Below are 12,375 nucleotides of genomic sequence, written 5' to 3' on the forward strand. Positions count from 1 at the left end.
CATAAGAAAGTCATTAGTAAGGAGGAATTATAAATGGCAAAGGCAAAATTTGAAAGAAACAAACCACACGTTAATATTGGAACAATAGGACACGTAGACCACGGTAAGACAACATTAACAGCAGCTATTACAACAGTATTAGCAAGCAAAGGATATGCAGAAGCATTCAAGTATGACGAAATAGATAAGGCACCAGAAGAAAAAGAAAGAGGAATCACAATCAACACAGCGCACGTTGAGTATCAAACAGAAAACAGACACTATGCGCACGTTGACTGTCCAGGACACGCTGACTATGTAAAGAACATGATCACAGGAGCAGCACAAATGGATGGAGCAATCCTAGTTGTATCAGCAGCAGATGGTCCAATGCCTCAAACAAGAGAGCACATACTACTAGCATCAAGAGTAGGAGTTGACTACATAGTAGTATTCTTAAATAAAGCAGATATGGTAGACGATCCAGAATTATTAGAGCTAGTAGAAATGGAAGTAAGAGAGTTATTAAGCGAGTATAACTTCCCAGGAGATGATACTCCAATAATAGCAGGATCAGCATTAAAAGCATTAGAGAACCCAACAGATGAAGCAGCAACAAAATGCATAATGGAGTTAATGGAAGCAGTAGACAGCTACATTCCAACACCAGAAAGAGCAACTGACAAACCATTCTTAATGCCAGTAGAAGATGTATTCACAATCACAGGAAGAGGAACAGTTGCAACAGGAAGAGTAGAAAGAGGAATATTAAAAGTTGGTGACGAAGTAGAAGTTATCGGCTTAACAGAAGAAAGAAAGAAGACAGTAGTAACTGGAGTAGAAATGTTCAGAAAGTTACTAGACCAAGCGATGGCAGGAGATAACATAGGAGCATTATTAAGAGGTGTTCAAAGAACTGATATCGAAAGAGGTCAAGTATTAGCAAAAACAGGATCAGTAAATCCACACAAGAAATTCGTAGGTCAAGTATACGTATTAAAGAAAGAAGAAGGCGGAAGACACACACCATTCTTTGATGGATACAGACCACAATTCTATTTCAGAACAACAGACGTTACAGGATCAATCAAATTACCAGATGGAATGGAAATGGTTATGCCTGGAGACCACATCGACATGAACGTTGAATTAATCACACAAGTAGCAATGGATGAAGGATTAAGATTCGCTATCAGAGAAGGCGGAAGAACAGTAGGTTCAGGTGTTGTTACTACTATATTAGAATAATTATAGAAACATTTTTATAAAAACTTTTAAAATTTTAAAAGCAAAATGCTAGCATAAAGAAAGCTCGAGCTTAAAGTATAGAAGGGAGACGTCCCTTCTATATTTTTTTAACATAAATAAAATTATGGTTTGTTTTTTAAATTCAGTTGTTTAGTTAGTATAAACTATGTTAATAATATAAAAATGTTGACTTATTTAGTCTTAAAGTATTACATGAGCTTATAAAAATAATAAATATTTTATAATTATTTTTAGTAAAAATCTAATAATTTATCTGCATATTTTTTAAAAGTATTTAAATAAAAACTATTGTAAAATCACATAACATATAGTATAATAAAGAAGTTGTAAAGCAAACAGCGATGATTCAAGAGGTTGCCGGACTTCCGGGTTATTCTTGATGAGTATGTCAGGGTCTTAGAATCCGACGACGGGGGTTCTGTGTAGAGGTGTGATTGAAAATATGAAACACCCGGAGCAGTTTACAGAACGTCCGCTGTTGTGCGTTAGAAGTAAAGCGTGCATGAAAAGGAGGGAAATTAAATGTCAAAACAAAAAATAAGAATAAGACTAAAGGCTTTTGATCACAAAATATTAGATCAATCAGCTGAGAAAATTGTAGAGACTGCTAAATCAACAGGTGCAAAAGTGGCTGGACCAGTTCCACTACCAACTGAAAAAGATGTTGTAACAATTCTAAGAGCTCCACACAAATACAAGGACTCTAGAGAGCAGTTTGAAATCAGAACTCATAAGAGATTAATTGACATAGTTAATCCATCACCAAAAACTGTTGATGCTCTAATGAGATTAGATCTACCAGCAGGAGTAGACATAGAAATAAAATTATAAAACGTACATAGCCTGTACGCGTAATATAAAATATTACGAACTATTATGATTGCTAAGTCAATCCGCTGATATGTTTAGGAGGTGTAGTAAAATGAAAAAGGCTATAATGGGTAGAAAAATTGGTATGACCCAAATATTCAATGAAAATGGTAAAATTGTTCCTGTAACTGTTATAGAGGCAGGTCCATGTGTAGTTATTCAAAAGAAAACTACAGAAAAAGATGGTTATGAGGCAATTCGTGTAGGTTTTGCTGATGTTAAGGAAAAATTACTTAGCAAGCCAGTAAAAGGACAATTCACTAAAGCTGGAGTTGCAATTAAAAGATATATAAAAGAGTTTAAGTTAGATAACGTTAGCGAATATCAAGTAGGTCAAGAGATAAAGATTGATATATTTGAAATTGGCGAAAAGGTTGATGTAACTGGAACTTCAAAAGGTAAGGGATTCCAAGGAACAATTAAGAGATGGAATGGACACAGAGGACCTATGTCCCACGGTTCTAAATTCCACAGATCAGTAGGTTCTATGGGAGGATCATCAGATCCATCAAGAACATTCAAAAACAAAAAAATGCCAGGACATATGGGAAATGTAAAAACAACAGTTTTAAACTTAGAAGTTGTTAAAATAATGCCAGAAAAGAATGTTATTTTAATTAAAGGCGGAGTACCAGGTCCAAATAAAGGCATAGTTGTTATAAGAAACAGCGTTAAAGCTTAATTTTGGGTAGAAAGGAGGATGCAGAATGCCTACAGTAGGATTATTTAATAAAGAAGGACAAAAAGTTGGAGATTTCCAATTATCAGACGTAGTATTTGGTGCAGAAATAAATCAACATGCTATGCATCAAGTTGTAGTAGCTTTATTAGCTAACAAGAGACAAGGAACTCAATCAACTAAGACTAGAGCTGAAGTTTCAGGGGGCGGAATAAAGCCTTGGAGACAAAAGGGAACAGGAAGAGCTAGACAGGGTTCAACTAGATCACCTCAATGGATACATGGTGGAATAGTATTCGCACCAAAGCCAAGAGATTATAGAATGTCTATACCAAAGAGCATGAGAAGAGTTGCCATGAAGTCAGCTTTATCAAACAAGGTTGCTGAAAACAATTTTGTTGTTTTAGAAGGCTTAGAGCTAGAAGCACCAAAAACTAAAGAAATAGTTAAAATGTTAAATGCATTCAGCGCTAAGAAAACATTAATAGTTACTGCTGAATCAAACGAAAATGTATATAAATCAGCTAGAAATATTCAAGGAGTAGAAATACTTCCTGTAAATAATATAAATGTTTATGATTTATTAAAGTATGAAAAATTAATCATAACTAAGGAAGCTGTATCAAAAATTGAGGAGGTGTACGCATAATGAAATTAACAAGCCATGATATAATAAGAAAGCCAGTTATAACTGAAAAAAGTATGGCGGTTATGGCTGAAAAAAAATACACCTTCATCGTTCATGTAACTGCTAACAAATCTCAAATAAAGAGAGCAGTAGAAGAAGTTTTCGGAGTAAAAGTAGAAGATGTAAAGACAATCAGAACGATGGGAAAAACTAAAAGAGTAGGCGTACATGTTGGAAAGAGACCAGATTATAAGAAAGCTATTGTTAAGTTAACAGCAGATAGTAAATCAATAGAGTTCTTTGAAGGAATGCAATAATAAAAGCCCGTATTGGTTCATAGGACCAGATAAGCTTAAAGAAGGAGGGAACACAAGTGGCAGTTAAAAAGTTTAACCCTACCACTCCATCAAGAAGACATATGACTGTTAATACTTTTGAAGAAGTAACAACAGATAAGCCAGAAAAATCTCTTCTTGTTGCCTTGAAAAAGTCAGGTGGTAGAAACACACAAGGTAAAATAACTGTAAGACACCATGGTGGTGGAGCAAAACAAAAATATAGAATAATAGATTTCAAGAGAAATAAGGATGGAATTCCAGCGAAAGTAGCTACTGTAGAATATGATCCAAATAGATCAGCATACATAGCATTAGTTGTTTATGCTGATGGAGATAAGAGATACATAATAGCACCAGTAGGACTAAAGGTTGGGGATGTTATAGTATCGGGTCCGGAAGCAGATATAAAACCAGGAAACGCACTTCCACTTAAGAATATGCCAGTAGGTACATTTGTACATAATGTTGAATTACAAGCTGGTAAAGGTGGCCAATTAGTAAGAGCTGCTGGAACATCTGCACAGTTAATGGCTAAAGAAGGCGGTTATGCAACATTAAGACTTCCAAGTGGAGAAATGAGATATGTTAGAATTGAGTGTAGAGCAACTATAGGAACTGTATCAAATCTAACACATGAAATCATCAACATAGGTAAAGCTGGAAGAAAGAGACATTTAGGATGGAGACCTACAGTTAGAGGTTCTGTAATGAACCCATGTGATCACCCACACGGTGGTGGAGAAGGTAAGTCACCAATTGGTAGACCAGGCCCAGTTACGCCATGGGGTAAACCAACTCTTGGATATAAGACTAGAAAGCATAAGAAATATTCAGATAGACTTATAATAAAGAGAAGAAAATAAGGTAGGATTGAAGAGAATTAGAAAATTCTCTTCACATCTACTAAAGTTTCGCGAAGGGAGGCAAATCTAGTGAGTAGATCAGTTAAAAAAGGACCTTTTGTACAAGAAGTTCTTTTACAAAGAATAAATGAAATGAATAAAGCAGGTGAAAAGAAAGTTATAAAGACCTGGTCAAGAAGTTCAACAATCTTCCCACAAATGATAGGTCATACAATAGCTGTTCATGATGGAAGAAAACATGTACCTGTATATGTATCAGAAGATATGGTTGGTCACAAACTTGGAGAGTTCGCTCTAACAAGAACTTACAAGGGACACGTTGACAACGAAAAATCATCAAAGGTAAGATAATAGCCTTAGAAAGGAGGATTCACAAAAATGGAAGCTAAAGCTATAGCTAAATACGTAAGAATGTCTTCAATGAAAGTTGGAGTGGTTTTAGATTTAATAAGAGGAAAAAATGTTAATGAGGCTTTTGCTATACTACAATACACTCCAAAGGATGCAGCTGAGGTTGTAAACAAAGTTTTAAAATCAGCTGTAGCAAATGCTGAAAATAACATGAATCTAGATCCTTCTAGATTGTTTGTTGCAGAAGCATATGCTTGCCCAGGACCAATATTAAAGAGATTTAGACCACATGCTCAAGGTAGGGCGTTTAGAATAAATAAAAGAACTAGCCATATAACAGTAGTTGTTAAGGAAAGAGCTTAAAAGGAGGGAAATAGAGTGGGTCAAAAAGTACATCCGCACGGCTTAAGAGTTGGCGTAATTAAAGATTGGAACGCTAAATGGTACGCTGACAAAAAGAATTTTTCAAACTACTTAGTAGAGGATAATCAAATAAGAGAGTATGTTAAAACAAAATTGTACTCTGCAGGAATATCCAAAATAGAGATTGAAAGAGCTGCTAAGAGAGTTAAATTAAACATATTTACTGCTAAACCTGGAGTTATCATTGGAAAAGGTGGATCAGGAATAGAAATTCTTAAAAAAGGTGTTGAGCAATTCGTTAAGGATAAAAACATCTTAATAAACATAGTAGAAGTTAAAAATACAGAAACAGATGCACAATTAATGGCAGAAAACATAGCTGCTCAATTAGAAAAGAGAATTTCTTTTAGAAGAGCTATGAAACAAGGAATACAAAGAGCTATGAAATCTGGGGTAAAAGGAGTTAAGACTTCTTGCTCAGGTAGATTAGGTGGAGCTGAAATAGCTAGAACAGAACATTACCATGAAGGAACAATTCCACTACAAACATTAAGAGCTGATATAGATTATGGATTTGCTGAAGCAGATACAACTTATGGAAAAATCGGAGTAAAAGTTTGGGTATATAAAGGAGAAGTTCTTCCAACAAAAAAAGTTGATAAGGAAGAAATTAATGCATAAGAAAGGAGGAATTCGAGATGTTAATGCCTAAGAGAGTAAAACATCGTAAGGTTCAAAAAGGTAGAATGCGTGGTAAAGCTACAAGAGGTAATTTCATCGCATACGGAGATTTCGCTATACAAGCAACTGAATGTGGTTGGATTACAAGCAACCAAATAGAGGCTGCCAGAATAGCTATAAATAGATATATAAGAAGAGGAGGAAAACTTTGGATAAAGATTTTCCCAGATAAGCCAATAACTAAGAAACCAGCTGAAACACGTATGGGTTCCGGAAAAGGTTCACCAGAATACTGGGTATCAGTTGTAAAACCAGGTAGAGTATTATTTGAGTTATCAGGTGTTTCAGAAGAAGTAGCAAGAGAAGCTATGAGACTTGCTTCACACAAACTTCCTGTAACTACTAAGTTCGTTACAAGAAGAGATTTTGAGGAAATGGGTGGTGAAGAATAATGAAGGCTAGAGAGTTAAAAGAATTAAGAAACAGTAATCCTCAAGATTTAGCAGTTAAATTAAATGATCTTAAAGCTGAGTTATTCAACTTAAGATTCCAATTAGCAACAGGACAATTAGAAAATCCTATGAGAATAAGAGAAGTAAAAAAATCTATAGCCCAAATAAAGACCATCATTAGAGAAGAAGAATTAAGGGCTTTTGAGCAGTAAAGCTGAAAGGAGGTTCACCCTGTGGAAAGAGGAAATAGAAAGACAAGAATCGGAAGAGTTGTTTCAGATAAAATGGATAAGACAATAGTGGTAGCTGTTGAGACTAAAGTTCGCCATCCTCTATATGGTAAAACAGTTAACAGAACTACTAAATTTAAAGCTCATGATGAAAATAATGAGGCTAAATTAAATGATAGAGTATTAATAATGGAAACTAGACCATTATCAAAGGATAAAAGATGGAGATTAGTGGAAATAGTTGAAAAGGCTAAGTAGTCTTTAAAGCTGAAAGGAGGGTATTTATATGATACAGCAACAAACCTTACTAAAAGTAGCAGATAATTCTGGTGCTAAGGAAATTATGTGCATAAGAGTATTAGGTGGTTCCAGAAGAAAGTATGGAAACATTGGAGATATAATAGTTGCTAGCGTTAAGAGTGCAACACCAGGCGGAGTTGTTAAAAAAGGGGACGTTGTTAAGGCTGTTATAGTTAGATCAGTAAAAGGTTTAGGAAGAGCAGACGGTTCTTACATCAGATTTGATGAGAATGCAGCGGTTATAATAAAAGAAGATAAAAACCCAAAAGGAACTCGTATCTTCGGACCAGTTGCAAGGGAGCTAAGAGATAAAGAATTTACTAAAATATTATCATTAGCACCTGAAGTACTATAAGATAGGGAGGTGGCTAAACAATGAAGGTTCACGTAAGAAAGAACGACACCGTAATGGTTATTTCAGGTAAAGATAAGGGCAAAACTGGCGAAGTTTTAGCTGTTATGCCAAAGAGTGGAAAAGTTCTTGTAAAAGGCGTTAATATAGTTACTAAGCATCAAAAACCAAGCAAGCAAAATATGCAAGGTGGAATAGTAAAGCAAGAAGCAGCTATATTTAGCTCAAAAGTTATGTTATACTGCTCAAAATGCAAGAATGTAACAAGAATAAGCCATAAGTTATTAGAAGACGGATCTAAAGTTAGAATATGCAAGAAGTGCGGAGAAACATTCTAACATTTGAAAGGAGGTACAAAACATTATGCCAAGACTACAAGAAAAATACGAAAAAGAAGTAGTTCCAGCTTTAATGGAAAAGTTTGCATATAAAAATATAATGGAAGTTCCAAAGCTAGAAAAGATAGTTATCAACATGGGAGTAGGAGAAGCTAAGGATAATCCAAAAGTATTAGAAGCTGCTGTAGCAGACCTTCAACTTATAACAGGACAAAAACCAATCTTAACAAGAGCTAAGAACTCAATTGCTAACTTTAAAATAAGAGAGAACATGGCAATTGGATGCAAAGTTACATTAAGAAAACATAAAATGTATGAATTTGCAGATAAATTAATGAGCATAGCTCTTCCAAGAGTTAGAGACTTCAGAGGAGTTTCAGATAAAGCTTTTGATGGTAGAGGAAACTATTCATTAGGAGTTAAAGAACAATTAATATTCCCAGAAGTAGAATATGATAAGATTGATAAAGTAAGAGGTATGGATATAATATTTGTAACTACTGCAAAGACAGACGAGGAAGCAAGAGAATTATTAAGATTCCTTGGAATGCCATTTGCTCAATAATAAGGAGGGGAAAACGTGGCACGTAAGGCTTTAATTGAAAAGTGGAACAAAACACCTAAATATTCAACAAGAGCTTATACAAGATGTAGAATATGTGGAAGACCACATGCGGTTTTAAGAAAGTTCGGAATATGTCGTATTTGCTTTAGAGAGCTTGCATATAAGGGAGAAATACCTGGATGCAAAAAAGCAAGCTGGTAATAAATTAGAAGTAGTGAAAGGAGGCACAATAAATGGTTATGACGGATCCTATCGCAGATTTGCTAACACGTATAAGAAATGCAAATTCTGTTAAACATGAAATAGTTGAAGTTCCTTCTTCAAACGTTAAGAAGGCTGTTGCAAATATATTACTTCAAGAAGGATATATAAAAGGTATAGAGGAGTACTCTGACGGAGTAGTACCAATGCTAAGAATAAGCTTAAAATATGGTGCTAATAAAGAAAGAGTAATCACTGGCTTAAAGAGAATTTCTAAACCAGGATTAAGAGTATACTGTAAGACAGATGAAATTCCAAAGGTATTAAACGGGTTAGGAGTTGCTGTTATATCAACTTCTAAAGGAATAGTAGCAGATAGAGAAGCAAGAAACTTAGGGTTAGGCGGAGAAGTTGTTTGCTACGTTTGGTAATTTTTTAATATAGAAATTTCTTCGTTAGAATTTAACATAAAATATATTTATTTATATTATGTTGGCAATTAGGAATATAGGAGGTGCGATTATGTCAAGAGTTGGTAGATTACCAGTAGCTATTCCTAATGGCGTAACTGTTACTGTAACACCAGAGAACGTTGTTACAGTAAAAGGACCAAAAGGCCAGTTAGAGAAAGCTATGCATAAAGACATTAATATAGCTGTAGTTGATAATACAGTAGTTGTAACTAGACCAAGCGATGTAAAAGAGCACAGAGCGCTACACGGATTAACAAGAGCACTAGTTAACAATATGGTTAAGGGTGTTTCAGAAGGATTCCAAAAAACATTGGAATTAATCGGTGTTGGTTATAGAGCACAATTACAAGGAAAGAAACTTGTAATGAACCTAGGATTTTCACATCCAGTTGAAATAGAGCCAGTTGAAGGTGTAACTTTTGAACTACCTGCAGCAAACAAAGTTGTTGTTAAAGGTATAGATAAAGAGTTGGTAGGAGATATGGCTGCCGATATAAGAGCATGGAGAAAACCTGAACCTTATAATGGAAAAGGAATTAAATTCGAAGGTGAAGTTATAAGACGTAAGGAAGGTAAAACTGGTAAGAAATAATAGAAAGGAGTGAACCTTATGTTCAAAAAGGAAGACAGACAGGAAAAAAGAAGAGTACGTCATCTAAGAGTACGTAAAAAAGTTTCTGGTACTGCTGAAAGACCAAGACTTTGCGTATATAGAAGTGAAAAGAATATATATGCTCAAATCATAGATGATGTAGCTGGAGTTACTATTGTTTCAGCTTCCAGTTTAGATAAGGATTTTGCTGGAAAGGCTGGTAGCAATAAAGAATCAGCTAAATTAGTTGGAGAATTAGTTGCTAAAAAGGCAATTGAAAAAGGAATAAAAAATGTTGTATTTGACAGAGGCGGATACATATATCACGGTAGAATACAAGAGCTTGCTGAAGGTGCAAGAGAAGCCGGCTTAGAATTCTAATATTAAGGAGGGAAATAAATGAGAATCGATCCTAGCACACTAGACCTTAAGGAAAAAGTTGTGTTCATAAATAGAGTTACTAAGGTTGTTAAGGGTGGTAGAAATTTCAGATTCAGCGCTCTAGTTGTAGTAGGAGATGAGAACGGACACGTAGGCGTTGGAATGGGTAAATCCGCTGAAATCCCTGATGCAATCAGAAAAGGAATAGAAGACGCTAAGAAGAACCTTGTAGAAGTTGCTATAGTTGGAACTACAGTTCCTCACGAGATTTATGGAAGATTTGGAACAGGAAAAGTTTTAATCATGCCAGCAACTGAAGGTACAGGAGTTATCGCTGGTGGTCCTGCAAGAGCAGTGCTTGAATTAGCAGGATTAAAGGACGTTAGAGCTAAGTCTCTAGGTTCAAACAACCCAAGAAATATGGTTAACGCTACTATTAACGGATTGGCCGAATTAAGAACAGCTGAGCAAATTGCTAAGCTAAGAGGCAAAACCGTTGAAGAGATTTTAGGTTAGGAGGGATTGCCTTGGCTAAACTAAAAGTTACATTGGTCAAGAGTTTAATAGGTAGAAAGAAAGATCACATAGCTACTGCAAATGCTCTTGGACTAAATAAAATAGGAAAGACTATTGAGCATGAGGATACTCCTCAAATAAAAGGTATGATAAACAAAGTAAATTATCTTCTAAAAGTTGAAGAAGTGTAAAAACGAGGAGGTGTAAGTAGCTATGAAACTTCATGAGTTAAAACCAGCAGCTGGTAGCAAAAAAGCTCCTAAAAGAGTTGGTAGAGGTACTGGTTCCGGTTTAGGTAGAAATGCTGGTAAAGGTGAAAAAGGACAGAATGCAAGAACTGGTGGTGGTGTAAGACCTGGATTTGAAGGAGGTCAAATGCCATTATACAGAAGATTACCAAAAAGAGGATTTACTAATATATTTGCTAAAGAATATATTGCTATAAATGTAGATAGATTAAATGTTTTTGAAAATGGAACAGTTGTTACACCAGAATTATTGCTAGAAATGAGAATTATAAGCAAGATAAAAGATGGAGTTAAGATTTTAGGTAATGGAGAAATAGAAAAAAGCTTAACTGTAAAAGCTACAAAATTCTCTAAAGCAGCAGCTGAAAAAATAGAAGCGGCTGGAGGAAAAGTTGAGGTGGTATAAAAATGCTATCAACCCTACGTAATGCCTGGAAGGTTCCGGAGTTAAGAAAAAGATTAATATTTACATTATTTATAGTAGCAATTTTCAGGATGGGAAACTATATTCCTGTTCCTGGAATTGATACAAGTGTACTTAAGCACATAAGTCAGTCAGACAGTTTGCTTGGATTTTATGATTTAATTTCCGGTGGAGCTTTTAGCAGCTTTAGTATATTTGCATTAGGAGTAGTTCCATACATTAACTCTTCAATCATAATGCAACTTCTTACTATAGCTATTCCTCAACTTGAACAGCTTTCTAAAGAAGGCGAAGACGGAAGAAGAAAGATACAAAATATAACAAGATATGCATCTATCGTTTTAGGAGTAATTCAAGCATATGGGGCTTATGTATTAATATACAACCAAGGAGCAATACTCAACCCATCATTAATAAATACGTTTCTTGTAATTTTAACTTTAGTTGCAGCTTCCACTTTCTTAATGTGGTTAGGTGATCAAGTAAGTGTTAAAGGAATAGGGAACGGAGTTTCATTGTATATATTTGTAAATATTATTTCAAGATTCCCTACAACTATTTATCAGATAGTTGGATTAAGAAAGACAGAAGCTGTAGGACCAGTTGAGGTTGTTATTTTTGTATTGGTGGCTCTTGCATTACTTATGGCTGTAATCATTATGTCACTTTCAGAGAAGAGAATCACTGTTCAATATGCTGGTAGAGCTGTTGGAAATAAGACCTTTAAAGGTCAGTCAACACATATTCCAATCAGTTTAAGCGGTACAGCGGTAATAGCAATAATTTTTGCTATGTCTGTTATGCAGTTTCCATATACAATAGGTCAATTTATGACAGAATCTTGGTTTAATAAGGTTATAGTAAATGGAGCGTATAGTCCATTTAAGAATAATACATGGCAATATGCAGTAGTGTATGCTGTACTTGTAATATTTTTCTCTTGGTTCTATGCTCAGGTTACCTTTAAACCAGAAGAAATGGCTGAGAATATGAATAAGTCTGCTGGATTTATACCAGGTATAAGACCAGGTCAGGCTACAGCTAAGCATATAGAGAGAATACTAGATAGAATTTCTATTATAGGAGGAACTTTTGCTGCAATTATTGCAGTATTCCCTATAATTTTACAAGGATATACACCATTTAAAGGTATCTCTTTTGGAGGTACTATGTTATTAATCTTAGTTGGTGCTTCCTTGGATACAATGAGGCAGTTGGACTCACAATTAGTAATGCGTCATTATCAAGGATTTCTTAAATAGAAAAGATTAACGGAGATGAT

At 35.0% G+C, this 12,375-nt stretch carries 23 protein-coding genes; all 23 read left to right on the forward strand.

What is annotated here, in order from left to right; translation table 11 throughout:
• Positions 1-33 precede the first annotated feature (33 nt).
• The 23 genes from tuf to secY all read left to right on the forward strand — a co-directional run bounded on the left by tuf (position 34) and on the right by secY (position 12,355).
• Positions 34-1,227, forward strand: coding sequence for an elongation factor Tu (gene tuf / locus BN2665_RS17865; protein ID WP_055668474.1), 1,194 nt, complete (start codon positions 34-36; stop codon positions 1,225-1,227).
• A gap of 543 nt (positions 1,228-1,770) precedes the next feature.
• Positions 1,771-2,079, forward strand: a complete 309-nt coding sequence (gene rpsJ, locus BN2665_RS17870) for a 30S ribosomal protein S10 (protein WP_055668487.1) — start codon at positions 1,771-1,773, stop codon at positions 2,077-2,079.
• A gap of 91 nt (positions 2,080-2,170) precedes the next feature.
• A complete protein-coding gene (gene rplC / locus BN2665_RS17875; RefSeq protein WP_055668488.1) occupies positions 2,171-2,800 on the forward strand; it encodes a 50S ribosomal protein L3 in 630 nt (209 codons plus the stop codon).
• A 25-nt stretch (positions 2,801-2,825) separates the two neighbouring features.
• Positions 2,826-3,446, forward strand: a complete 621-nt coding sequence (gene rplD, locus BN2665_RS17880; protein WP_055668489.1) for a 50S ribosomal protein L4 — start codon at positions 2,826-2,828, stop codon at positions 3,444-3,446.
• Positions 3,446-3,742, forward strand: coding sequence for a 50S ribosomal protein L23 (gene rplW, locus BN2665_RS17885; protein WP_055668490.1), 297 nt, complete (start codon positions 3,446-3,448; stop codon positions 3,740-3,742). Before rplD ends, rplW begins: the two co-directional genes overlap by 1 nt.
• 56 nt (positions 3,743-3,798) lie before the next feature.
• Positions 3,799-4,626 carry a 50S ribosomal protein L2 gene (gene rplB / locus BN2665_RS17890; protein ID WP_055668491.1) on the forward strand — a complete coding sequence of 276 codons (828 nt, stop codon included), beginning with the start codon at positions 3,799-3,801 and terminating at the stop codon, positions 4,624-4,626.
• A gap of 69 nt (positions 4,627-4,695) precedes the next feature.
• Positions 4,696-4,977, forward strand: a complete 282-nt coding sequence (gene rpsS, locus BN2665_RS17895; protein WP_055668492.1) for a 30S ribosomal protein S19 — start codon at positions 4,696-4,698, stop codon at positions 4,975-4,977.
• 27 nt (positions 4,978-5,004) lie between these two features.
• Complete coding sequence (gene rplV, locus BN2665_RS17900; RefSeq protein ID WP_055668493.1) at positions 5,005-5,340, forward strand: 50S ribosomal protein L22; 336 nt, start codon at positions 5,005-5,007, stop codon at positions 5,338-5,340.
• A 15-nt stretch (positions 5,341-5,355) separates the two neighbouring features.
• Complete coding sequence (gene rpsC / locus BN2665_RS17905; protein ID WP_055668494.1) at positions 5,356-6,021, forward strand: 30S ribosomal protein S3; 666 nt, start codon at positions 5,356-5,358, stop codon at positions 6,019-6,021.
• Between the two features lie 17 nt (positions 6,022-6,038).
• Positions 6,039-6,473, forward strand: a complete 435-nt coding sequence (gene rplP, locus BN2665_RS17910; RefSeq protein WP_055668495.1) for a 50S ribosomal protein L16 — start codon at positions 6,039-6,041, stop codon at positions 6,471-6,473.
• Entirely contained in the window at positions 6,473-6,685 is a 213-nt protein-coding gene (gene rpmC / locus BN2665_RS17915) for a 50S ribosomal protein L29 (protein ID WP_055668496.1), read from the forward strand. The genes rplP and rpmC overlap by 1 nt, the downstream gene beginning before the upstream one ends.
• A gap of 21 nt (positions 6,686-6,706) precedes the next feature.
• Positions 6,707-6,961, forward strand: coding sequence for a 30S ribosomal protein S17 (rpsQ, locus tag BN2665_RS17920; protein WP_055668497.1), 255 nt, complete (start codon positions 6,707-6,709; stop codon positions 6,959-6,961).
• Between the two features lie 28 nt (positions 6,962-6,989).
• Positions 6,990-7,358 carry a 50S ribosomal protein L14 gene (gene rplN, locus BN2665_RS17925; RefSeq protein ID WP_055668498.1) on the forward strand — a complete coding sequence of 123 codons (369 nt, stop codon included), beginning with the start codon at positions 6,990-6,992 and terminating at the stop codon, positions 7,356-7,358.
• 20 nt (positions 7,359-7,378) lie between these two features.
• Entirely contained in the window at positions 7,379-7,693 is a 315-nt protein-coding gene (gene rplX, locus BN2665_RS17930) for a 50S ribosomal protein L24 (protein ID WP_055668499.1), read from the forward strand.
• Positions 7,694-7,718: 25 nt separating this feature from the next.
• Positions 7,719-8,258 (forward strand): 50S ribosomal protein L5, encoded by a 540-nt coding sequence (gene rplE / locus BN2665_RS17935; protein WP_055668500.1) that lies wholly within the window; start codon positions 7,719-7,721, stop codon positions 8,256-8,258.
• Between the two features lie 15 nt (positions 8,259-8,273).
• Positions 8,274-8,459, forward strand: coding sequence for a type Z 30S ribosomal protein S14 (locus tag BN2665_RS17940; protein WP_055668501.1), 186 nt, complete (start codon positions 8,274-8,276; stop codon positions 8,457-8,459).
• 32 nt (positions 8,460-8,491) lie between these two features.
• Entirely contained in the window at positions 8,492-8,890 is a 399-nt protein-coding gene (gene rpsH / locus BN2665_RS17945; RefSeq protein ID WP_055668502.1) for a 30S ribosomal protein S8, read from the forward strand.
• A gap of 91 nt (positions 8,891-8,981) precedes the next feature.
• Positions 8,982-9,524, forward strand: coding sequence for a 50S ribosomal protein L6 (gene rplF / locus BN2665_RS17950; RefSeq protein WP_055668503.1), 543 nt, complete (start codon positions 8,982-8,984; stop codon positions 9,522-9,524).
• A gap of 18 nt (positions 9,525-9,542) precedes the next feature.
• On the forward strand, positions 9,543-9,905 hold the full coding sequence (rplR, locus tag BN2665_RS17955; RefSeq protein WP_055668504.1) for a 50S ribosomal protein L18: 363 nt from the start codon (positions 9,543-9,545) through the stop codon (positions 9,903-9,905).
• An 18-nt stretch (positions 9,906-9,923) separates the two neighbouring features.
• A complete protein-coding gene (rpsE, locus tag BN2665_RS17960; RefSeq protein WP_055668505.1) occupies positions 9,924-10,421 on the forward strand; it encodes a 30S ribosomal protein S5 in 498 nt (165 codons plus the stop codon).
• An 11-nt stretch (positions 10,422-10,432) separates the two neighbouring features.
• A complete protein-coding gene (rpmD, locus tag BN2665_RS17965; protein WP_055668506.1) occupies positions 10,433-10,612 on the forward strand; it encodes a 50S ribosomal protein L30 in 180 nt (59 codons plus the stop codon).
• 22 nt (positions 10,613-10,634) lie between these two features.
• Positions 10,635-11,075 carry a 50S ribosomal protein L15 gene (gene rplO, locus BN2665_RS17970; RefSeq protein ID WP_055668507.1) on the forward strand — a complete coding sequence of 147 codons (441 nt, stop codon included), beginning with the start codon at positions 10,635-10,637 and terminating at the stop codon, positions 11,073-11,075.
• A gap of 2 nt (positions 11,076-11,077) precedes the next feature.
• Complete coding sequence (secY, locus tag BN2665_RS17975) at positions 11,078-12,355, forward strand: preprotein translocase subunit SecY (protein WP_055668508.1); 1,278 nt, start codon at positions 11,078-11,080, stop codon at positions 12,353-12,355.
• Positions 12,356-12,375 lie beyond the last annotated feature (20 nt).

The organism is Desnuesiella massiliensis (assembly GCF_001403615.1).
Classification (GTDB): Bacteria; Bacillota; Clostridia; order Clostridiales; family Clostridiaceae; genus Desnuesiella; species Desnuesiella massiliensis.